General features: G+C 72.5%; 18 protein-coding genes. 10 read left to right on the forward strand and 8 right to left on the reverse strand.

All coding sequences use genetic code 11. The annotated features are described in order from the left end of the window. Positions 1-79 precede the first annotated feature (79 nt). Positions 80-1,129 (reverse strand): uroporphyrinogen decarboxylase, encoded by a 1,050-nt coding sequence (hemE, locus tag WMF31_RS00375; RefSeq protein ID WP_129354578.1) that lies wholly within the window; start codon positions 1,127-1,129, stop codon positions 80-82. A gap of 228 nt (positions 1,130-1,357) precedes the next feature. On the opposite strand from hemE, the gene WMF31_RS00380 reads away from it, so the two are divergent. Further along, the gene (locus WMF31_RS00380; RefSeq protein ID WP_436600044.1) at positions 1,358-1,939 is read left to right on the forward strand and encodes a hypothetical protein; all 582 of its coding nucleotides are present in this window, start codon (positions 1,358-1,360) and stop codon (positions 1,937-1,939) included. Between the two features lie 87 nt (positions 1,940-2,026). Here the strand turns inward: WMF31_RS00380 and WMF31_RS00385 are convergent, their stop codons facing one another. After that, on the reverse strand, positions 2,027-3,214 hold the full coding sequence (locus tag WMF31_RS00385) for an amidohydrolase (RefSeq protein WP_436600045.1): 1,188 nt from the start codon (positions 3,212-3,214) through the stop codon (positions 2,027-2,029). A gap of 301 nt (positions 3,215-3,515) precedes the next feature. On the opposite strand from WMF31_RS00385, the gene WMF31_RS00390 reads away from it, so the two are divergent. The 7 genes from WMF31_RS00390 (at position 3,516) to WMF31_RS00420 (ending at position 12,265) form a co-directional block, all read left to right on the forward strand. Further along, positions 3,516-3,683 carry a hypothetical protein gene (locus WMF31_RS00390; RefSeq protein WP_436600046.1) on the forward strand — a complete coding sequence of 56 codons (168 nt, stop codon included), beginning with the start codon at positions 3,516-3,518 and terminating at the stop codon, positions 3,681-3,683. A 78-nt stretch (positions 3,684-3,761) separates the two neighbouring features. Next, a complete protein-coding gene (locus WMF31_RS00395; RefSeq protein WP_436600047.1) occupies positions 3,762-4,592 on the forward strand; it encodes a hypothetical protein in 831 nt (276 codons plus the stop codon). 425 nt (positions 4,593-5,017) lie between these two features. Then, entirely contained in the window at positions 5,018-6,475 is a 1,458-nt protein-coding gene (locus WMF31_RS00400) for a hypothetical protein (RefSeq protein ID WP_436600048.1), read from the forward strand. Next, complete coding sequence (locus WMF31_RS00405; protein ID WP_436600049.1) at positions 6,472-8,676, forward strand: hypothetical protein; 2,205 nt, start codon at positions 6,472-6,474, stop codon at positions 8,674-8,676. Before WMF31_RS00400 ends, WMF31_RS00405 begins: the two co-directional genes overlap by 4 nt. A gap of 353 nt (positions 8,677-9,029) precedes the next feature. Beyond that, complete coding sequence (locus WMF31_RS00410; protein WP_436600050.1) at positions 9,030-9,731, forward strand: hypothetical protein; 702 nt, start codon at positions 9,030-9,032, stop codon at positions 9,729-9,731. Between the two features lie 310 nt (positions 9,732-10,041). Then, a complete protein-coding gene (locus WMF31_RS00415) occupies positions 10,042-11,163 on the forward strand; it encodes a hypothetical protein (RefSeq protein WP_436600051.1) in 1,122 nt (373 codons plus the stop codon). Positions 11,164-11,194: 31 nt separating this feature from the next. Beyond that, on the forward strand, positions 11,195-12,265 hold the full coding sequence (locus WMF31_RS00420) for a hypothetical protein (protein WP_436600052.1): 1,071 nt from the start codon (positions 11,195-11,197) through the stop codon (positions 12,263-12,265). A 19-nt stretch (positions 12,266-12,284) separates the two neighbouring features. Here WMF31_RS00420 and WMF31_RS00425 read toward each other — a convergent pair whose 3' ends face one another. From WMF31_RS00425 to WMF31_RS00445, 5 genes are all read right to left on the reverse strand, one after another. Next, a complete protein-coding gene (locus WMF31_RS00425) occupies positions 12,285-12,959 on the reverse strand; it encodes a hypothetical protein (RefSeq protein WP_129354564.1) in 675 nt (224 codons plus the stop codon). Between the two features lie 14 nt (positions 12,960-12,973). Next, complete coding sequence (locus tag WMF31_RS00430; RefSeq protein ID WP_165373531.1) at positions 12,974-14,224, reverse strand: AAA family ATPase; 1,251 nt, start codon at positions 14,222-14,224, stop codon at positions 12,974-12,976. Between the two features lie 103 nt (positions 14,225-14,327). Continuing rightward, on the reverse strand, positions 14,328-15,116 hold the full coding sequence (locus WMF31_RS00435; protein WP_436600053.1) for an enoyl-CoA hydratase-related protein: 789 nt from the start codon (positions 15,114-15,116) through the stop codon (positions 14,328-14,330). A 153-nt stretch (positions 15,117-15,269) separates the two neighbouring features. After that, positions 15,270-17,930, reverse strand: a complete 2,661-nt coding sequence (locus WMF31_RS00440; protein ID WP_436600054.1) for a M1 family aminopeptidase — start codon at positions 17,928-17,930, stop codon at positions 15,270-15,272. 122 nt (positions 17,931-18,052) lie between these two features. Next, on the reverse strand, positions 18,053-19,918 hold the full coding sequence (locus WMF31_RS00445; RefSeq protein WP_436600055.1) for a bifunctional homocysteine S-methyltransferase/methylenetetrahydrofolate reductase: 1,866 nt from the start codon (positions 19,916-19,918) through the stop codon (positions 18,053-18,055). A gap of 91 nt (positions 19,919-20,009) precedes the next feature. On the opposite strand from WMF31_RS00445, the gene WMF31_RS00450 reads away from it, so the two are divergent. Beyond that, positions 20,010-20,888, forward strand: coding sequence for a hypothetical protein (locus tag WMF31_RS00450; RefSeq protein WP_436600056.1), 879 nt, complete (start codon positions 20,010-20,012; stop codon positions 20,886-20,888). A 24-nt stretch (positions 20,889-20,912) separates the two neighbouring features. Next, complete coding sequence (locus tag WMF31_RS00455) at positions 20,913-21,494, forward strand: hypothetical protein (protein WP_436600057.1); 582 nt, start codon at positions 20,913-20,915, stop codon at positions 21,492-21,494. Between the two features lie 166 nt (positions 21,495-21,660). Here WMF31_RS00455 and WMF31_RS00460 read toward each other — a convergent pair whose 3' ends face one another. Beyond that, positions 21,661-21,999, reverse strand: a complete 339-nt coding sequence (locus WMF31_RS00460; protein WP_436600058.1) for a hypothetical protein — start codon at positions 21,997-21,999, stop codon at positions 21,661-21,663. Between the last annotated feature and the right edge of the window lie 311 nt (positions 22,000-22,310).

Here is a 22,310-nt window from a genome sequence, read left to right on the forward strand (position 1 = left end):
TGGCCGATGGCGGCCGCCGCGCTCGCCCGTGGTCGATGGCGGCCGCCGCGCTCGTCATCGATGGCGACGCGGCGCCTGGCTACTGGCCCGGGGCGCCCTGCAGCGACGCGCGCGGGATCGCGTGGACGAGATCGACGATCGCCTTCACCGTGTCGACCGGCGTCTCCGGGATGATGCCGTGGCCGAGGTTGAAGATGTGCCCGGGGCGCCCCCCGGCCTGGGCGAGCACCGCCCGCGCGCGGCGCTCGGCGACGGCGCGCGGGGCGCACAGCAGCAGCGGATCGAGGTTGCCCTGCACGGCGCGGTCGTGGCCGATGCGCTCCCACGCCTTGTCGAGCGGGGTGCGCCAGTCGACGCCGAGGACCGTGCCCCCGGCGTCGCGCTGCGCCTCGAGCAGCGCCCCGGTGTTCGTGCCGAAGTGGATGACGGGGACCCCGGTCGCCTCGAGGTCGCGGAGGATGTGCCGCACGTGCGGCTGCACGTGCTCGCGGTAGTCGTCGATCGACAGCGCGCCGACCCAGGAGTCGAAGAGCTGCACGGCCTGCGCGCCCGCGGCCACCTGCGCGCGGAGCAGGCGGCGGACGACCTCGGCGATCTTGCCCATCAGCGCCGACCACGCCTCGGGATCGCTCCACATGAGCTGCTTCGTGCGCCGGTAGTCGCTCGATTTGCCCCCCTCGACGAGGTAGCTCGCCATGGTGAACGGGGCGCCGGCGAAGCCGATGAGCGGCGTCTTGCCGTCGAGCTCCCGGCGGATGAGCCGCACGGCCTCGAGCACGTACCCGAGCCCCTCCTCGGGCTCGAACACGCGGAGCCGCTCGATGCCGGCCCGGTCGCGCACGGGCTCGTGGATCACCGGGCCCTCGCCCTTCGCGAACTCGAACGGCGCGCCCATCGGCTCGAGCGGCAGCAGGATGTCGGCGAAGAGGATCGCCGCGTCGACCCCGAGCCGCAGCGGCTGGAGCGTCACCTCGAGCGCGAGCTCGGGCGTCTTGCAGATCTCGAGGAGCGTGTGCTTCTTCCTGAGCTCGCGGTACTCGGCCATGTACCGGCCGGCCTGGCGCATGAACCACACGGGCGTGACATCGGTCGGCTCACGCCGGCAGGCGCGCAGGAAGCGGTCGTGCATGAGAGGCTCCAGGATGGTCGAGGATCCGCCCTCGGGCGCCTTTCATGTCCGTGTGGCCATCGCCCGGCAATGGGTTTCTGGCGGCCCGGGGCCGCACTGCGCCGCGTCAGGCGTTCCCTTCTCCCGCCGGCGCCGGGCCGGCGGTCTCCAGCGGAACCCAAGCGCCGGCGGGCTTGCCGTGTAGACTTGGAATCCATGGCGCGTCCCTCCCGACCTCCCGGCTTTGACATGACGTACAGGCCCGAGAAGCGCATCGCGTTCGGGCCGCCGCTGAAGGAGCGCATCCCGGCGCTGCTCTACTTCGGCTTCGCGATCGCCGTCTCGGTGGTGATCGTCTACGGCCAGAACGCCCCCTCGGGCTCCCGGATCTTCCAGTATGTCGTCGAGGGGGATCGCCACCGGCTCATCTCCTCGAGCGTCTGCGCCATCATCCTGTTCACGAGCGCGCTGGCGGCGGTCCTGCGCGAGCAGATGCGCGGCGTCATCGTGCACCCGGAGGGGATCGAGCTGCGCGAGCTGCTCGGGTTCGGGCTGCCGCGCGTGCGGCGCTTCGCCTGGTCGCAGATCGACCGGATGTCGGTGCCCCCCGCGCAGGCGAGCGGCGGCCGCGCGGCGGCGGCGCCGGACAGCCCGTCGGGCAACATCCGGCTGGATCTCTGGGACGGGTCCCGCACCTGGCTGCCGGCCGTGGGGGACAGGCTCGCGCTGTCGATGGTGCTGGAGCGCGTGGCCCTGGCGCGGGCGATCCCGATCGAGGGGGGCACCGGGCTGCTCGACGACCTCGGCAACCCGCTCCAGGACGACGGCTGAACGGGCAGGACGACGGCCCGCGCGGGCAGGGCGACGGCTGAATGGGCAGGACGACGGCCGCGCCGGGAGGACGACGGCCGAGCCGGCTCAGATCGCGCGCGCGCCGGCCCTGCGCTGCGCGAACTCCTCGCGCACGCCCTTCCGGAGCTCGGGATCGAGCAGGAGGTCCGCGCACGTCAGCGCCATCGCCTTGGCGGCGATCAGCATCGCGTCCTGACCGGCGGGGCTCGCGGCGCACGCGGCGAACGCGTGCTGGTGGCACGTCGTCTCGCCCTTGCCGCAGATCGCGATCCACGGGTGGATCGCGGGGAGCGCGTGGGACACGTCGCCCATGTCGGTCGAGCCCGTGCCGACCAGCGGGTCCATGTCGATCGGCGACCGGCCGAGGGCGCGCAGGTGCTCGCCGAAGCGGTGCGCCATCCGCCGGTTGTTGATCATGTTCTTGTAGCCGCCCTGGTCGACGATCGTGAGCTCGACGCCGCTCGCCATGGCCGCGCCGCGGGCGCAGCGCTCGACGATGGCCCGCACGCGGGCGAGCTCCTCGACGTCGAGGGCGCGGACCGAGAGCTCGGCCACCGCGAGCTCCGGGATGATGTTGACCGCCTGGCCGCCGTTCTTGATGAACCCGTGCACCCGGACGCCGTCGCGGAAGTGCACGCGCTGGCCGTCGATGAGCCGGAAGGTGTCGAGGCACGCGGTGAGCGCGCTGCTCCCGTCCCAGGGCGCGAGCGCCGCGTGCGACGGCTTGCCGTGGAAGTGGAGCTCCAGCCAGGTGCTCGCGAGCGTGTCGTGGGCGAGCAGGTCGCGGTCGAACGGGTGGAACATCATCGCGGCGTCGACGCCCTGGAAGGCCCCCGCCTCGAGCAGCTTGATCTTGCCGCCGCCGCCCTCCTCGGCGGGCGTCCCGACCAGGTCGACGGTGCCCGGCACGGCGTCCCGCTGCCGCGCGAGCGCGAGGAACGCGCCGAGCGCGCCCGCCGCGATGAGGTTGTGCCCGCAGGCGTGGCCGATCTCGGGGAGGGCGTCGTACTCGGCCAGGACGGCGAGGTGCGGCCCGTTCCCCCGGCCGATCCGCGCGCGCAGCGCGGTGGGCATGCCGGCGAGCCCGCGCTCGACCTGGACGCCGTGCTGCTCGACCGCCTCGGCGAGCCACGCCGCGGCCTTGTGCTCCTCGAACCGGAGCTCGGGGTTCGCGTGGATGCGCGAGGCGATGTCGCGGAGCTCGGGGGAGAGATCGTCGATGTCACGCTGGAGGCGGCGCGGGTCGAGGTTCATGGCCCGGCGATACTACGCCGGATCTCCGCGGCTCGCCCGGGCCATGGCGCGAAGGCGGCCGGGCGCGTCGGCGGCGGGGCGCGTCGGCGGCGGGGCGCGTCGGCGGCGGGGCGCGTCGGCGGCGGCCTCGTCGGGGAGGCGCGCGCCGGTGAGTGGGGTTCGTGCCGGTGGTGGGGCCGGCGCTCGACCTCTACCCTCGCTCGCCTGGCGACGGGCGGTTTTGAGAGGCGCTCTAGGTACACCGCCAAGGACGGCTACTTCTTCGACAAGGACAAGAGGGCGACCCTGAAAGGTTTCCCTCGTGCTGCGCGACGCCTTCACCGCCCGCTGGGCCGCCGACGGCCCCCGGCTGCGCGGCGACGCGCTCGGCAGGCACCGCGCGCGCACGCGCAGGCACCGCGCGCGCACGCGCAGGCACCGCGCGCGCACGCCCGGGATCCTCGGCTGGGAGCTCGATCCGGACGAGTAGACGACTCTCTTGCGCCCGCCGGCCGAGCTCAACGTAGAATGGCCGTTGCGGGGGAGGGGGAAAGGAGAGCGCAGAGACATGGCGGCTTATGGATACAGCCACGTCCCCGACCGGGGATTCCACGCGTTCCTCGGTGATCTCGAGGAAGGGGCGTGGAAGGAGATCTCGATCGACAGGTACGACGCGCCGGATCAGGTAGCGCCGCTGCTCCTGGAGGCGCCGCGGCCGGTGGCGTGGAAGCTGCGCGCGCGGTGGAGCATCGCGCGGCTCGCCGAGGTGCTGGCGGTCGCGTCGGACGACGTGCTCCGCTCGCTCGACGCGGCGTGGGATTCGGCGCAGCGGGCGTTCGATTACACGGTGGCCGCGGCCGAGGAGCACGAGGACGCGCCGGTGCGCGCGGCCGCGACGCGGGTCCGGCGCGCCATGCTGAAGGGCGGCGGCACCGCGCAGACCACCCTGACGTATGGTGCCGAGGTCGATTTTGGGCGCTCGCAGCTCGAAGCGGCCAAGAACAAGCGGATGGAGGCCGATCTCAAGAAGATCGGCGCGCTCCCTCATATCAAGCGGATCGAGGCGGCGACCGAGGCGCTGGCGAAGGGGATGGGTCGCGGCGCGGCGGAGGGCCGGCCGGGCGCGCGGTCGATACGCCTGCGCCAGGCCATCGGGGCCTGTGTGACGGCCTTCAACAGCATCCACGACGAGATGGTCTGGCTCCTCGAGCACCTGCCCGCGGGGAAGAAGCGCGAGCAGGTCGAAGCGCTGCACCGGCCGTTCCTTGAGCTGCTCAAGCGGTATCCCCCGCCGGCGTCGGCGGCCAGCGGCGCGACCGAGCCGGAAGAGGGGGAACCCGAGGCCGAGGAGGCCGACTCGGCCTCGGCCTCCTCGGCCTCGGGCGACAAGCCGGCGTGAAGCGCCGCGATTCCTTGCAGCAGCGGCGAGCAGGTCGCCGGTAGGCTCACAGGTGCTGCGAGCAGGCCGCGACCGGGGTTGCAGCACCTGAAAGCGGGTGGCGACCGGGATTGCAGCACCTGAAAGCGGGTGGCGACCGGGGTTGCAGCACCTGAAAGCAGGTCGCGACCGGGGTTGCACCACCTGAACGCGGATCGAGAGGGCGCTTGCGGCCCGAACCGCCCGACGTCGTCATCGACGAAGCGCACCGCCGTGAGGAAAGCCCGGGGCGATGCCCCGTGCACCGAGGGCGGACGAGATGGCGCTCGGGGGGCGCGATGCTCGGCCGAGCAATGTCCTATCGCTTCGGTGTGGACGTTTGTATCTGAGAAGCGAACGGGCGAGCGTGTGCGGGCGAGAAAACTCGCAGGGTGGAGGGAATGCGAATGAGGACGGGGGTACAGGCGAGGCTCCTCATGGGGGCCGTGGCCGCCTTGGCGCTCGGCATCGCGGCGTCCGGGTGCTGGAAGCGCAGCGACGACTCGCTCGGGCGCTTCTGCGCCGTGCCGGCGAACGGCGACGAGGACGGGAAGGAATATTGCGTGGGCGCGAACTGGAGCCCGGGCGACGCGTGGAGCCAGGCCGAGAGGCATGGCGATCTGCCGATCGAGATGTGGGCGGATCTGCCGCGGGGCGTGGCGATGCGCGAGCTCGCCGGGAGCGAGGACATGCTGGAGCTCTGGCTCGGCAACGTGGACAAGGTCGTCTCCTATGTGCGCGACCAGGAGCGGAATGCCGAGTCGTACAGCGCGACGCTCGCGGGCAAGCTCCGCTTTCTGCTGGATCATGCCGCGGGTCAGCAGAGATCGCTGCTGGAGCAGGAGCCGGTCCCCGCGGCCGAGCGGTTCAAGGAGGCGATGACCGAGAAGGCGAACGCCGAGAAGGAGCCGCTCGTCGCGGCGCTCGCGGAGGACAAGCAATCGATGGCGGCCGTGCAGGCGATCTTCGACCGGGCGCGGGAGGACGCGGCGCCGCTCCAGGCCGAGTACGCGAGCGTCGTTGCGCGGTTCGCGGAGTACCGCGCGACCGAGGCGGCGGAGACCGCGGCGGTTGCGGCGCTTGCGGCGCAGGCGTCGCGGTCGGCGATCGAGGAGCTCGACGCCGTGGAGCCGGCGATCCTCGCGGCGGCGCGTGAGGCGAGCCGCGCGCCGGGCGAGCTCTCCGTCGCGATCATGGCGCTCTCGGCGCGGATCCAGGCGTCCGCGGTCGCGCTCGACGAGGCGCTCGCGCCGCACGAGGAGCTCCTCGCGACGCACGGCGCGGCGATGCCGGACATGAGCTCGGGGGCGCTGCGCTCGCTCAACGCGATGCTGGGGTATGCGCAGCAGCGGGTCGCCCGCAGCGACAGGACGGCGACGGCGCTGCTGGGCGGGGTCCGCCTCCGGCGGCAGGCGCTCCTCGCGCTGCAAGGGGACGAGGGCGCGCGCGAGGCGAGCGCGCGGTCGCGGATGGAGACGGCGTCGGCGACGTTCCTCGCCGGCGCGCAGGCGCGGGCCGCGGCGATCGCGAGGCCGCTGCCGGCGGCCATTCGCCTGGGGCTGCCGTACGTCGCCGATCGGTGCGGAGAGCTCGCGGCGCTGTTGCAAACGCGGCCGCTGTGCGAGGCGCCGTCGTCCTCGTGGCGCGAGGCCGGGTGCGCCGCGCTCCGCGGTCGGTACGAGGCCGCGGAGACCGAGCTCAAGACGACCCTGCCCCGGAGGATTGAGGCAGGCCTCGCGGCGATGCGCGCGAAGGGGGTGGACGCGGCGCTGCTCGATGCAGCGCAGGCGAGGCTCGACGCGGGCGATGTGATGGGGGCGGCGATCGCGCATGACGCGGCCGTGAGCCGCGCGGAGGGGACATGAGAGGCTCGAAGGAGGTTGCATGGCGTGGCCGGAGCGCCGCGGTGTTCCACAAGCTGGTCGCGCTGTTCACGACGCTGGCGGTGCTGGCGCCGTCGTTCGCCTGGGCCGGCACGCCGTACAGCGTGCGCTGGAGCAGCCATCATGACGCTACGTCATGCGGGAGACCCGTGCTGGAGTACGAGGGCACTGCCATCTTCGAGGTGAACCAGACGCCGCTGCCCACCTACGGGGTGCCGGGTGCGCTGCAGATCCACGGCGACGGCTCCCAGAGCAACACGCGCGAGGCGGAGTTCGACTCGGTGCTGCTCCTCATGGGGGCCAACGCGTTCCACTTCGGGGTCCATACCGTCAACGGCGGCGACTGGTGTACCCACGCGCATGACGTGGTGCACCTCGTCTCGGAGCCGCTCGGGCTGAACAAGCCGCTCTTCGACATCCGCCGCGATGGGACCGGCTTCGAGGGCGACACCAGGGTCAATCTCAGCCTCGCGGAGGTCAACCCGGCGCTGGCGCGGGACATCGTGAACCTCGAGGTCGCGCTCGCCGCGCTGCGCGAGAAGCTCATCCGGAACGCCGCGAGGATCTCGGACCTGCGGGCGAGGATGGACCGGCTCCAGCAGCTCGACACCGAGCTGCACGATCTGGTCGCCCGGCCGCTCGACGAGATCGCGCGGGTCGACCTCGCCGAGATCCTGGACCGCTACGAGGACGTGGTCGACCCGGAGACGCGGGCAGCGATGGAGCAGCTCGTCGACGACCTGAAGCAGAGCGTCGGCGACCTGGAGGACGAGCTCGGGCGGCTGATCGACGAGTTCAGCGCGCAGGCGGACGAGGTCGCGGACCTCGCGACGCAGGGGGCGCGCGCCGAGGGGTGGGATCCGGACGACCCATCGAATTACGCGCTCGGCGAGCACGACGTGCCGTGGGTCGAGGTGCCGGACATCTCGGAGGTGCCGGGGGCGTTCGACGAGGGGAGGGATCCGTATGCGGCCTATGCGGATGCGGTGATCGCGGCGCTGGAGAAGGACGTGAGCGGCGACGTGGTGGTCGCGCGGGCGGACTTCGTGACGAACGTGCGGGCGTGGCGGGAGAACAGCGCGGCGCTGGAGATCGCGCTGCGCGACCGGATGGGCGTGTCGCTCGCGGAGACGAACGCGTTCCTGAACGCGCAGAACCGGGTCACGGCGGTTGTGCGGCGGTACATGGATGCGTCGGACTGGTTCCTCGATACGCCGGTGCCGCCGGACCTGCGGGCGCAGGTGGACCTGGTGCTGAGGCCGCGGTTCGAGGCGCTCGCCGAGCAGATGAAGGACAGCCTCAACCTGTTGACGGGCGAGGCGCTCGATCTGGAGCAGACGCAGCTCTACCAGACGATCAGCGCCTTCGCGGGGGCCATGTCGACGGTCGGCGAGGGCTTCCAGGCGTACGCGGGGATGATGCAGACGCTCGTGCATGCCACGACGCGCATCGGGGTGGGGTTCGTGCCCGTGGTCGGGCCGGTGCTCGACCTGTGCGAGGCGGTCACCGGGAAGGCGTTCTGCCTGCCGGCGGGGCAGGAGCTGAGCGACGAGGAGCGGATCTTCTCGGGGGTGGGGTTCGGGCTCGGGGCGATCGGGCCGATGTGGCGGGTGATCAAGACGAGCAGCGGGCTCAGGCCGTCCGCGATCCGGGTGGCCGGGGAGATCGCCGAGATCGAGGAGGCGTTTGCGCAGATCGTGAAGACGAAGCGCGTCAGGGGGTACAAGAACCTCCGCGGGGCGATCACCAAGTTCGATGTGGACATCTTCGAGAAGAAGGCGGCGAAGTTCCTGGTGGACGACGGCAGGTCGCTCGTCGGGGTCGGCGACGACGGGGTGCGCACGGTGCTCGATATTCCGAGGGAATCAACCTCTGGTGGGTATGAGGGGAAGGCGCCCGACTTCCTGTCCATATCCAGCGGGCACAAGCTGACGGTGAGCGAGGCCAAAGGCGGGAAGATCGAGGTCGACACGGTGCGCAAGCAGCTCACGAACGCCATGAAGGCGCTGAAGGATAAAAAGCTCGATGGAGACGTGGCCCGATACGAGCTCATCATGGAGCAGGGGGCGAAATTTGATGACCCGAATATCACGGTTCGGGACGGCTATCTGTTCAACTGGAAGACGGGAAAGAACGTGACCTTGATAGACTCCAACAAGTTCATCATGGTGATCCGGCTATGAGCCAATCACAACCTTGGTTCTATGCGTGGTGTGACGAAGCAGAGCGGCTCGACGGGTTCGCCGCGGCCCTGTCGGCCCTCATCAGTCCGGGGGCTCTCCTCAGCCTGATGATGAGCCACCAGCAAGGGTGCGAGACACGCTCCGTGGAGGAAGTGCTCGCGATGATCCGCGCTCACTTCGGAGAAACGAACAACGCTCACCTAAGCTCTGGCATGAAACTGAACGGTCCCGAGTACGCCATGCCGTTCGGTCTCAAGTGCTACACCGACGAAAGCGAACGTCTCCATCCTTGGGGCCCGCTCCGCTTGACTGCGGGCTCACGCAAGTGGGATTTTTACCCGTACCAGCTCGCGGTGAGCAGGGGCCCTCGCTCCGTGGAGGCCGAGGCCGCAGCCGCCTACCACGTGGTCCAAAGCGACGTCGAGGATCTCCTGCTCCGCCTCTGCGCGCCGGATGCGAGCGGGCGCGTGCCGACCGGCGCCTGCACGGACAAGGAGGACTGGCTCGCCCCGGTCGCGATGTGCGCGACCTACAACGCGAACGCCGCGGAGCTCGCGCGCGACCTCGCCCTGTCGTGGGTGAGCCTCCACGAGAAGGAGCGCGTCTCGCGCATCGCGGGCACGTCGCTGGAAGCGCTGCACGCGCGCGTCGACGCCGCGCCGCGCGGCGCGCGCCTGCCCATGAAAGGCACGAGCGAGCTCACGCGCTCGCTCTCGCGCGAGACCGTCCTCAAGGCGCTCGCGGCGCCGCCGGCCGCGCTGCTCGACGCGCTCGAGGCCGCGGCGGTGCCCGACGAGGCGTGGCGCGCGGCCGAGCCGAAGGCGCAAGAGCTCATCGAGCTACGCCGCCAGCTCGACGACGAGGACGCGGGGGAGGTGCCCCCCGCCTTCTGGGTGGACGTCACGACGCGCGAGCACACCCGCTTCCTCGAAGAGCACGCCCCCTTTCACGTCCGCCGCCTCCCGAGCGGCGGCGTACTGCTGGCGACCCACCCTTACCGCACGCTCTGGCCGCTCTGGGCCGACGCGCTCTTCGTGCTCGGCCTCATGGCGTGACGTCACGCCAAGCAACACGCATCGGGAGGCCGTGACGCCAGGGGCCAGGAGCAAGCCCGGGGAATGACGGATGGGGCAGGCCGGCACGAGGGCCGCGATGGCAGCCGACCTGGTTCTGTGATGAAGGGAAACCAATGGTCCGTCAGCAAGGTGTACGTGGTATAGCCATTCAGCTCAGGTCGGAGGCCATCGCGTCGTGAGCCGCGCAAGCAGCTATCGTACGCTGAGGGAGGAGCCCCTTCGCTTGTATGCGGCGTGCGACGAGGAACACAGGATCGACGCGTTTGCGGCTGCTCTGTCCGCCCTCGTCATGCCGGGGTGGTTCGTGAGGCTCTCGATCCGTCCGCTCGCCGGTCCCGACAGGTCCTACGCCGCACTTCCCGTCGAGAAAGCCGTGGCAGTGGCTCGCTCGGCCTTCGGCACGGATGCGCGCATCGGAGCGGGCCTCTGGACCATGACGAGCTTCGGCCACGGCATCCCGCTCACCATCGGCTGCGCCGACGAGAAGCACGAGCGCCGGTCCCCGGACGGTCCTCTGAGCGCATCGAGCGGCGATCATCACGATCTGCTCCCGTACCGCATCGACGTGGCCGTCGGCGCCCGCTCCGTCGAGGTCGAAGCCGCGGTGATGTCGGTGCATGTTCAGCAGGACATCAACGATTTCTTGGTCCGTGTCTGCGCGAGCGAACACGTGACGACCGGCGGGTGCTCAGACCTCAATACCTGGGGGCCACCCATCGAGCTCGCCGCAACCTACCACGCGGACTCCTTCGTCGCGCGCGATCTCGCGCTCTCCTGGGTGCACGTCCACGAGGGCTACAAGGTGGCGCGCGCCGCAGGCAACTCGCTCGATGCGCTCCGAGCGCGTGTCGAGGCCGCGCCGCGCGGGACGCGGATCGCGGTCGCGCGCACCGTCGCGCGCGCGCGCAAGCACGCCGAGCTGGAATATCTCGCAGAGGGCGAGAGGATGGGGCTGCTCGTGCGCGATGAGCCCGATGCGCGCGCGCGCTGGAGGAAGTCCATCGAGCTCACAGAGAGGGAGGACGCGCTGCGCGCGTGTGGCGAGGTTCTACCGCTCGGCACGCGCGTCGCGCTCGCGGGCGACGCCGAGCTGACGCGCGAGCAAGTCCTTGCAGCGCTCTCCACGCGGCCGGCCACGCTGCTTGAAGCGCTCGAAGCGTCCGCTGTACCGGACGACGCGTGGCGCGCGATCGAGCCGATCGCGCTCGAGACCATCCAGGCCGCGAAGGAGGGGGCGCCCACCGAGGACGTGAGCGTGAATACGGGCGCGCACACTCGATTCATCGAGCGTCACGCCCCCTTCCACGTCCGCCGCCTGCCGAGCGGCGGCGTGGTGCTGGCGACCCACCCCTACCGCACGCTCTGGCCGCTCTGGGCCGACGCGCTCTCCCTGCTCGGCCTGATGTCATGACAAGAGGCTGCCTCATGAGGAGGACGAAGCGATGAGAGAAGGGCCGTTTTTCTTCGCCTGGTGCGACGAGGCACAGCGGGTCGATGCGTTCGGCGCGGCGCTGTCGGCCCTCATCAAGGAGCCACAGTACAGTATCCGCGCGATCATGGATCGCGACACGGAATGCAATACGACCTCCGTGGACGAGGTGGTCGCGATGCTCCGCGCCCACTTCGGGCGCACCGACGCCGAAGCCTACCTCGTCGCATCCTTGAGCCAGGAACACTTCGTCCATTGCATCCTTCGCTGCTTCACCGACAGGAGCGAACGTCTCAGGCCGATGGGCCCCCTCCACATGCACGCCCGCGAGATCGAGGATTTTACCCCCATGCACATGGACCTCGCCCTGGGCCGCGGCCCGCGCTCCGTGCAGGCCGAGGCCGTGCTCGCGTGGCACATGGCCCTGGAAGACCTCGTGGACGTCCTGCTCCGCTTCTGCGCGCCGGACGCGAGCGGGCGCGTCCCGACCGGGGGCTGCACGACGGCGCGGACCTGGCTCGCGCCGGTCGCCCTGTGCGCGACGTACAACGCGGATGCCCGCGACATCGCGCGCGATCTCGCCCTCTCGTGGATCTGCCTCCACGACAAGGAGAGGGTGTCGCGCATCGCGGGCCTGTCGCTGGAAGCGCTCCATATGCGTGTGGAAGCCGCGCCGCCGGGCGCGCGCGTCGCGTTGCGACATGGCGGCGGGTGCTCGAGCTCGCTCTCCCGTGAAGCCGTCCTCAAGGCGCTGGTGACGCCGCCCTCCGCCCTGCTCGAGGCGCTCGAAGCCGCGGCGGAGGTGCCCGACGGCGCGTGGCGCGCCGCGGAGCCGCGCGCGAGAGAGATCTACGAGCGGACGCTCCAGTGCAGGGAGAGCGACGGACGGGGCGCGGAGACAGGCACAGGCTCGCCCCTGTCGGAGGTCGAGATCACCCTCGACCACTTCGAGTTCCTGGTCGACCACGCCCGGTATCACATCCAGCGCCTTCCAGGCGGCGGCGTGGTGCTGGCGACCCACCCCTACCGCACGCTCTGGCCGCTCTGGGCCGACGCGCTCTTCGCGCTCGGCCTGATGTCCTGACAGAGTCCGCGCCCTCTCGCTATCCCCGCCGCCCTGCCGCCGCCTCCGGCGCCCTCGCCGGCGACGGCCCCGCGCGGAACCGGCTCAGCTTCTCGAGGAAGTGGCGCAGCTCGAACAGGACCTCGCCGAGCTGCGGGAGCTGCGCGGCGAGCCGGGCGGAGAGCTGCGCGTACCGCTCCCGCCGGACCGACCAGGGCGCGTCCGACGGCGGGAGCTCCCCGGCGGCCACCAGGCGAGCGCGCGGGCCCTCCGCGCTCTCGAGCTGCGGGTTCGCCGACCCGAGCGTCGCCAGGAGCCAGGTGTCCGTCGCCTCCTTCGGGATCACGATGATGAGCCGCGGGCTCATCGTCCGCCGGTCCTCGCGGCGCCTCCTGTCCAGGCCGAGCCAGCCCTGGATCACCTCGCAGAGCTCCTTCGTCGTGGCGATCTTGAGCGCCTTGCGCGCGTCCGCGTCGAGGTGGACGATGAGGAGCTGGCAGTCGCGGAGCAGCGAGACCCCGATCTCCGGCCCGTGCCGCTCGCACCAGCGCTGCACCGCGCTCTTGCCGCCGACAGGCCCGTGCCTCCCGTGCCCGAGGCGAAGCGGCCTCAGCCGGTAGCCCTCGACGCCGAAGACCTGATCGAGGACCGCCTGGAGGACGATCGCGTCCGACTCGCCCTCGCAGACCAGGCCGATCACCACCGGCGCGCTCACGGACCCCGGCGCGCTCACAGGCCCGGCACGCCGCCCATGCCGCCCAGCGAGCCCGACGTCCAGAGGTACGACAGCGGCATCCACTTCTCCTCGGCCCGATCCAGCGCCTCGTCGTGCTCGACCCGGCTCACCTCCGTGGCGCCGCTGCGCGTCCGGGTGACCGTGAAGAGGCGGACGCGGTCGTCGCGCAGATCCAGCGCGTCGAGCACGACCGGGTTCTGCGTGGTCAACAGGAGCTGCGGGCGATCGCGCTCGCCGAGCACGATCTGCTGCATCCGCCGGATCAGCCCGCCGATCAACCAGGGGTTGAGGGAGTGATCCACGCCGTCGATCGCGAGGACCCGCGGCGCGTCCGGGTGCAAGAGGAGCAGGAACACGAACAGGACGTAGAGCGCCCCCTCGTTCGCCTCGCGCGCGGAGATCCAGCCGATGTCGTCGATCAGGTGCCGGTCCCGCAAGCTGAGGGACAGGCGGCTCGGCGGCTGCACGCCCGGCGGCGCCGCCGCCCAGCCGGTCGAGGCGTCGAAGCGCACGTCGGTCGCCCAGTCGATCAGCGAGAACGCCTCGTCCCGCGCGCGCTCGTACACCTGCGGCGTCTCGCGCAGATCGAACAGGCAGTCGGCCAGGCCGCCGCCCAGGAGCCCGAGCGGCTCGGGCGGCGCCGGATCGGCGACCTGCCCGCGCAGCATGGGCGTGCACGGCGCGTAGATCGCGAAGCCGCCGAGGTGCTCGAGCAGCTCGGCCAGCGGGCCGCGGCCGTGCACGGACCTCACGATCGGACCGAGGCCGTCGCGCGGCCCGGGCTCGACCGGCTGCTTCTGCGGCTGCGCCCCCGCGCCCCGGCGGCCCGACGCGCGGGGGAAGACGTGGGCCCCGCGGGCCGAGCGCCGGCCGACGGGCTCGCCGCGCTCGGCGAGCTCCTCGCTGACGTAGCGCCACGCGCTCTTGCCGCGGGTGGCGGGGTTGCCCAGGCTCACCCGGTAGCGCGCGCCGTCCGTCTCCGCCTCCAGGGTGATCTTCTCGACGAGCCGCTTCTGCGCGCGCAGCGCCGACCGGTAGAGCACCGGCGTGCCCAGCCGCACCCCCCGCGCCTGCAGCGTGCGCTGGTCGACGCGGCCCTCGGCCGCGCACGAGAGGGCGCCGAGCGCCTCCAGGAGGTTGCTCTTGCCGGCGCCGTTCGCGCCGATCAGCACGTTGAGCTGCCCGAGCTCCAGGGTGACGTCCGTCGCGGTCTTGAATCCCTGGATCTGGAGCCTGCGAATCACGGCATGGCACCCTACCACAGGGCGCCGCGAAGCGCGCCGCAGCGAGGTTCCCGGGCTCACGACGCCGGTGCTGTCCGCGCGCCCTCGACCGCCGCTCGCGCGATCACCGCCCCTTGTAGACGGGCCTTCGCTTCTCGGCGAAGGCGCGGAGCGCCTCCAGGCGGTCCTCGCTGCGCAGCGTCTCGTCGTAGTGCACCCGCTCGAGCTCGAGCCCGAGATCGAGCGGCACGTCGTAGCCGTCCTCGATCGCCCCGAGCGCCGCGGCCTGCGCGATCGGCGCGCCGCTCGCGATGGGCTCGATCCAGGCGAGGGCGTCGTCGAGCACCGGCGTCCCCTCCGGCGACACCCGGTTCACGAGCCCCCAGGCGAGCGCCTCCCCCGCCGTGAGCTTCCGGCCGAGCAGGATCATCTCCTTCGCCCGCGCCTCGCCCACCACGCGCGGCAGCCGCTGCGTGCCGCCGGCGCCCGGGATGATGCCGAGCGACGTCTCCGGCAGGGCGAGCTCGGCGTGCGGCGCCGCGACCCGGAGATCGCACACCAGCGCGAGCTCGAGCCCCCCGCCGAACGCGACGCCGTTGATCGCCGCGATCACGGGCTTCGGGCTCCGCGCGAGCACGCCGAGCTCGGTGCGGTAGAGGCCCACCTGCCGGCGGACGTCGTCCGCGCTCATCCCCTGCCGCTCCTTGAGGTCGGCGCCGGCGCAGAACGCCCTGTCCCCGGCGCCCGTGACCACGACGGCCCGCACCCCCGGGTCGGCCACGAGCTCGCGGCCGAGCCGCCCGAAGGCGAGCAGCGCGTCGCGGGAGAGCGCGTTGCGGCGATCCACGCGGTCGAGGGTGAGCACCGCCACCGCGCCGCGCCGGTCGAGCTTCACGGGAGAGGCTTCGGACATGGCCCTTCCCTAGCCGACCGCGGCGGCGTGGCAAAGGGGGTGGGGCCCCTGGGGGGCTCGCCGGAGGGGCTGAAGTGCAGGCGAGCCACGACAGGGGCTCGCCGGAACGCAGGCCCCGGAGGGGAGCCCCCCAGGGGCCCCACCCCCCCGCGCTCACCGCGCGTCGGCCTTCTTGCCCTTGTGCCCGGCCGTCGCCTCGAGCTTGCCGAGGCGCGCCCGGATCTCGGCGTTGTCGCGCCGCAGCGCCTCGAGCTCGTCCCGGAGCCGCTCCATCTCGCGCTTGCCCGCCCCGCCGAGGTCCCGGAGCACCTCGCGGATCCGCCGCCTTACCCGGCCGTCGAGATCGCGGTCGAGCTGCCGCTGCAGCGCGCCCCGCGCCCGGCCGTCGCCGAGATCGCCGAGCGCGCGCGCGACGTCGACCCGGAGGTACGGGTCCGGCTGATCGAGGAGCTCCTCCAGCAGCTCGCGCGTCCGCCGATCGCTCGACAGCTTCGGCAGCGCCAGGATCGCCGCCCGGCGGCCCCGCGTCGGGACGCCGTAGCGCGTGCGCGCCGTCAGGTGCGGCACGGCGCGCTCGTCGCGCAGGTTGGCGAGCCCGTCGATCGCGCCGCAGCGGACGACCTCGCCCCACGAGGGGCGATCGAGCACGTCGAGCAGGGTCTCGAACGCCGCGCTCTGCCGCGTCGCCCCGAGCGCCCGCGCCGCCTCGGCCTGGACGAGGTAGCTCGGGTCGCGCAGGGCGAGCTTGGCCAGCGCCTCCACGGCCTTCGGCGACCTGAAGCCGCCGAGCGCGTGCGCGACCGCGCGGCGCACCTTGGGGTGCTCGACGCCCGCGCTCCCCTCCAGCAGCGCGAGCGCCGCGCTCGACTGGAGCGCGCCGAGCGCGGTCGCCGCGGCGGCGCGCACCCCCCAGAACTCGTTCGCGTCGGCGAGCGCCTGCCCGAGCGCCCGGGTCGTCGGGGGATCGTCGCGCCGCGAGAGCGGCTTCGCGGCGAGCATGCGGCCGCGCGCGGTCGGCGCGTGGGCGAGCTGGGCCCGGAGGAGATCGCCGGGCGCGTCGACCTTGACCTCGCCGAGGATCCGGAGCTCCGGATCGACGACCACGAAGCGAGGCCGCCGCGGCAGCGGGATGACGAAGGTGTGCGCCTGCTGGTCGACGCGCCGCACCTCGCGGCGCACGGTCGCGCCCTTGCCGTCCGCGAGGCCGAAATCCAGCACCAGGTCGAACGCGAAATACGGCGTCGACGCGTCCGGCTGGGACGCGTGCTCCCGCCCGTGGTGCTGCGCGGCCGGCTGCGTCTGCCGCGCCGTCACGGTGCACTGGTCCCCCTCGATCTCGATCTTCACGTCGAGCTCGGGGTGGCCGGCGCGGAAGACCCACTGCTCGAAGAAGCGCTCCAGCGACCTGCCGCTGACGTCCTCGAGCGCGCGGGCGAGATCCCGGGTCTCGACGACCCCGCGCGCGTGGCGCGTGAGGTACATGCTCACCCCGCGCCAGAACAGCGCGTCCCCGAGCTCGCGGCGGAGCAGGTGGAGCACCAGCCCGCCCTTCTCGTAGAGGTGCCGGTCGAAGATATCGAGCGGCGCCTCGTAGTCCTGGCAGACGATGGGCCGCCGGTAGCGCCCGCGCGCCTCGCTCAGGTAGGCGTCGAGATCGGCCTTGAGGCCGTGATCGTACTCGTCGGCGCCGAGATGATGCTCGCGGTAGACGTGCTCCATGAACGTCGCGAAGCCCTCGTTGAGCCAGCCGTGGGACCAGTCACGGCACGTCACGAGATCGCCGAACCACTGGTGCGCGAGCTCGTGCGCGATGAGGTCGTCCGAGCTGATGTCGAGCGCCGCCCGCTCGTCGAGCAGGATGTGCTCGTACATCGTGGTGGCGGTCGTGTTCTCCATCCCCCCGAAGATGAAGTCGCTCACCACCACCTGCGCGTAGCGGCGGTAGGGGTACTTGACCCCGAGCTTCTCGCTGAAGTGGCGGATCATGTCCGGCGTGCGCGCGAACGTGCGGCGGCCGTCCTCCTCCCGCCCCTTCGGCACGAAGTACGCGAGCGGGACGTCGAGCGCCTCGTCGTCGAGCCGGGCGAACTCGCCCGCGACCAGCGTGAACAGGTAGCTCGGGTGCGGCTCGTCGAGCCGGTAGTGGTAGACGCCCGCCTTCTGCGACCTCGCGTCGCTCGTGAGCTCGCCGTTCGACAGGCAGTACCAGCCCGCGGGCACCTCGGCCCGGAGCTCGGTCGTCTGCTTGACGTGCGGCTTGTCGATGCAGGGGAAGATGTGGCGCGCGTCCTCGTCCTGGCACTGCGTCCAGACCTGGCGCGGGCGGTCGGGGACGTGCTCGTCGGGCTCGAGGAAGTAGAGCCCCCGCCGCGGCGTCGCCCGGTAGCGCACCAGGATGGAGGCCTCGGCCTCGTCGAGCGGGACGGCGACGCGCAGCGTCTCGCCGTCGTACGTGTGCTCGGCCGGCCTGCGCGCCTCGCCGCCCTTGCCCGCGCCGCGCCGGGGCTTGCCGGCGCGCGCCGCGCCGGCGCCGATCTCGACCGCCTCGATCTCGAAGCCGACCGCGTCGAGCGCGATCTCGCGCGCGGCGGGGTCGACGCGGACCGCCTCGACGCGCGCCGTGCCCCGGACCCCGCGCTCGGCGACGTCGAGCGCGAGGTCGAGGGCGATGTGCCGGATCGTGAAGGGGCGGGACCGCTCGTAGACGCGCTTCGTCCCCGTGAGCGTGAAGGGGCGGGAGGCGAGCCCGAGCTCGGAAGAGGACAGCACGGAGCCGCAGGCGCAGCGCGAGTGGAGCCGGTATTCCAGGGACATCCCGGCGGAGTTTCCTCGCGCAGCGCCCGCGCCTGCAAGCACGATCTGGCGCTCGTCGGGGCGGCCCACCCGCGCCCGCGCGCGCGCGCCGGCGTCCGTCGAGGCGGCCCGCCCGCGCCGGCTCAGCCCGTCTTGAGCCCGTCGAGCACCTCGAGCGCGAGCTCGTACTTGCCGAGCGGCGGCATCAGGTACGCCCCCTGCACCCGGTCGCGCACCGCGAAGAGCATCTCCCGCGCGATCTTCACCCCCTCCTTGCGGGCCTCGGGCCCGGCCGGCACCTTGCGCATGCGCTCGCGGATCTCCTCCGGGATCTGCATGCCAGGCACCTCGTTGTGGAGGAACTCGGCGTTCTTGTAGCTGACGAGCGGCAGCACGCCGACGAGCACCGGCATGCCGAGGTGCTCGATGCGCCGGAGCACCTTCTCGAGGAGGTCCTGGTGGAAGACCGGCTGCGTCATGATGAGGTCGGCGCCCGCGGCGCGCTTGCGCTCGAGCCGCGCGATCTCCTTGTCGAGATCCTGGGCGCCGGGCTCGAGCCCGGTGGCCAGCAAGAACGACGTCTTGCCGCCCGGGATCGGCTTGCCGGCCGGGTCGAGGCCGCGGTTCATCGTGCTCGCCATGTGGAGCAGCCCGATCGAGTCGAGGTCGTAGACGGCGGTCGCCTCCGGGTAGTCGCCGACCTTCGGCGGGTCGCCCGTGATGACGACCAGGTTCCGGAGGCCGATCGCGTGGGCGCCGAGCAGGTGCGCCATCTGGCCGATGAGGTTCCGGTCGCGGCCGCACACGTGGAGGATCGGCTCGATGCCGTGGCGCTCCAGCAGGAGCGAGCAGAAGGCGAGGTTGGTCATCCGCGCGGTGGCGCGCGGGCCGTCGGCGACGTTCACGACGTCGACGCCGCTGTCGATGAGCATCTTCGCGGCGGCGAGCGCGCTGTCCGGGCTCAGGCCGGGCGCGGGGTTCACCTCGACGGAGACGACGAACTTGCCCGCCGCGATCTTCGCCGCGAGGGGGCTGCGCTCGGCGAGCGGCGTGGGCTCGAGGCCCGCGGGCGCGCCCATCGCGACGTGCGGGCGCGCGGCGGGCTCGGCCACGGCGCTGCCCCGGAGCATGCGGGCGGACTTGGCCATCCACCTCACGTGCTCGGGCGTGGTGCCGCAGCAGCCGCCGATCATCACGGCGCCCGCCTGGATCATGCGGCGGGCGAAGACGTCGAAGTACTCGGGCGTGGCCATGTACAGGAGGCGGCCGTCGACGGTGCGGGGCAGGCCCGCGTTCGGCTGCACGCAGAGCGGCAGCCCGGCGGTCACCATCCGCTCGGCCATCGCGAGCGAGAGCTGCGGGCCGTCGCCGCAGTTGACGCCGAGGAGCTCGACGCCCCAGTCCCGCAGCGCCCCGGCGACGCGCTCGGGCGCGCTGCCGTCGGCCACGGCGCCGTTCGTGTCGAACGTCATCGACGCGAGGATCGGCAGCCCCGGGGCCGAGGACCGCGCCGCCTCGATGGCGAGCTTGATCTCGTCGAGGTGGCGGAACGTCTCGAGGACCAGGAGGTCGACGCCGCCCTCGGCGAGGGCGCCGGCCTGCTCGGCGAAGGTCGCGGCCGCGGCGGCGAGGTCGTCGCGGGTGGCCACGCCGGGCACGATGCCGGTCGGGCCGATCGAGCCGCCCACGTACGCGTCGCCGCCCGCGGCCTCGCGCGCGAGGCGCGCGCCCGCGAGGTTGAAGTTGCGCACCTCGTTGACGAGCCCGTACCGCTCGAGCCGGAACCGGTTCGCGCCGAAGGTGTTGGTCTCGATGACGTTCGCGCCCGCGGCGAGGTAGTCGGCGTGGACCTTCTTCACGAGGTCGGGGCGCGTGACGTTGAGCTGCTCGAAGTTCTGGGTGACGAACACCCCGCGCTCGTAGAGCAGCGAGCCCATGGCGCCGTCGAACACGAGGATCGAGCGCCTGAGCGCGTCGAGGAACGGGGCCTCTGGTCGCGTGCGGGACATGGGGCGCATCCTAGAGGCGCCCCGGCTTTCCAGGAAGGGGCGCGCCGCGGGTTGACGGCGCGGCCAGGATGTCGGTACGCAAAGCCTCGAGATGAGCACGCCCCGATGGCTTCTCGCACTCGCCCTGGCGGCCTCCGCCGCCGCCCCTGTCCTCGCCGCCCCCGCCGAGGCGCTCGCCTGGGACCCGGTCGTGCACCGCTCGGACGCGGGCGCGGATCTCTACCTGTGGAGCGCCCGGCGGCTCGGCACGTCGGTCGCCGCGGTCCCGTTCGTCCAGTTCGAGCCGACGCCGGACCTGTTCATCAACCTGAAGTTCCCGCTGGCGCTCTCCCTCGACGGCCCGGGCGACTTCGAGGATCCGCGCGACCAGTCGCGCGCGGGGCTCGGTAACCCGACGTTCACGCTCTACTATTCGGACATCAGCGGAAAGCTCACGTGGTACGCGGGCGGCCGCGCCGGGCTGCCGCTCGGCATGGTGGACGACTTCGACTGGCGCTTGGCCACGGCCTACGGCGCGGCGGCGATGGGCTATTACGATCTCCACCTGTGGGCGTCGGACGCGCTGCCGATCGGCGGGCTGGGCGGCATCGAGTACCGCTTCGCGCGCTTCTTCGTGCTCCGGGCGGGCGGCGACCTCACGTTCTTCGTCCCGATGCGGGACGGCGGCGCGCGCGGCGCCTTCGACGACTCCGACGATCTCGACGTGGTGATCCAGGGGAAGGTCGAGCCCGAGTTCCAGAGCCGCGCCGGCTTCGGCGGCGGCGTGGCGCTCCAGACGGTGTGGGTCCCGTCGTCGGACTACAGCGATCGGGGGCAGGTCTCGCTGCAGCCGTATTTCGTGTACGACAGCCAGAAGACCTTCTTCATGCGGGCCGGCCTGCTCCTCGCGCTGGACGAGCCGCTCGGCCCGGCGTTCGACAGGGGGCGGGTGACGTCGCTGTACCTCCAGTTCGGGGGGCATATCGACTAGAGCGCGCGTCGACCTGGAAGCAGCATGACCCGTCGCCGTGCCATCGCCTGGGGCGCCGCCGTCGTCGCCGCGGTGGCGCTCGGCTTCGCCCTCTACCGGTTCTTCAAGTTCCCGCCGGACACGACGCCCGAGGGCGCGTACCTCCGCATCGCGTACAACATCGGCGCCAGCAACCCGCGCGCGTGCTTCGCGTACCTGGAGGACCGGGCGCAGCACGCGGCCTACACGATCCGGGACTACCGCCGGAAGGCGAGCGAGCGGATCGAGGCGAGCTACCCGGAGCCGGAGCGCTCGCGCCTGCTCGACGAGTACCGGGCGCACGCGGAGGCCGAGGACGGGGCGGACGTGTGGGTCGACCTGGCCACGCGGCACGGCTTCACGGCGCGCCTGCGGCGCGACCTGTCCGGCATCGCGAAGGTGGAGGTGACGGGCGAGCGGGCCACGATCGAGACGGCGCGCGGCACGCGCTACCCGTTCCGCCGGCGCGAGAACGGCATCTGGGGGCTCACGCTGTTCACGGCGGAACTCGTGGCCGAGGCCGAGCGGGCCGCCAGGGACTGGGACGTCGTGGAGAAGGCCGCGCTCGACTACGAGCGCGCGCGGTGAGCGGGCCCGACTCGAGGGCGGGGGGCTCCCCGCTGTGATCGAGCGGCGACGCCTCCTCCGGGCGGCGCCGCGCCCCGCGCTTCGTCGTCGCGACGTCGCGGTTCAGGAGGCCTGGGCCGGGCGGGTCGAAGGGGGCGACGCGCGCCCGGCCGGTCGCGCGCGCGGGTCAGTCCGCGGGGGCCGGCGTCGTGGGCGACGTCGCCGGGGGCTCCGTGGGGAACCGACCGTCGGGGCGCTGGTCGACGATCACGCCGCGGAGCTGCGCGCACCGCTGCTTGGCCTCATCCCAGACGCAGCCTGAAGGGCATTCCGGCGGGTCGCCGGTCGGCTGCTGGTCCGCGCAGATGTCGTCGTCGGCCGGAGCGGCGTCCGGGGTCGCGCCTGCGCGCGCCCCTTCGGGCGGGGCCGTGACAGGGGCGCCTGCAGGCTGCTGCTGGCCGCTCTGGCAGGCGGCGGCGGCGACGGCGAGCGACGAGACGAAGATCAAGATCAGGCTTCGGGACATGGCTTCTCTCCGCGATGGAACGCTGGGCAGCACCCGCCCGCCTCCGGAGATCCGGCGCGCGCGGTGCGGCGATTGGGTCTCACGGGCCACCCTCTTGGCAACCAGCATTCCACGTCGTGCCCCGCGCCACCGCGCCGCCAGGGCGCGCCTCGGCGCCGCCAGGGCGCGCCTCGCAGCGACAGCGCCCGCCGGCGCGTGAGGGAAATACGGCTCTTCCGTGCCTCGGCGGCGCGACCCGCCGGTCGCTGGAGCGCGCTGTCCGGAGGGGCCACGGTGCGACGAGGACGTCGCACGAGGGCTCGGGCCGCCGC

Source organism: Sorangium sp. So ce1036 (assembly GCF_051369805.1).
GTDB classification, from domain to species: Bacteria; Myxococcota_A; Polyangia; order Polyangiales; family Polyangiaceae; genus Sorangium; species Sorangium cellulosum_F.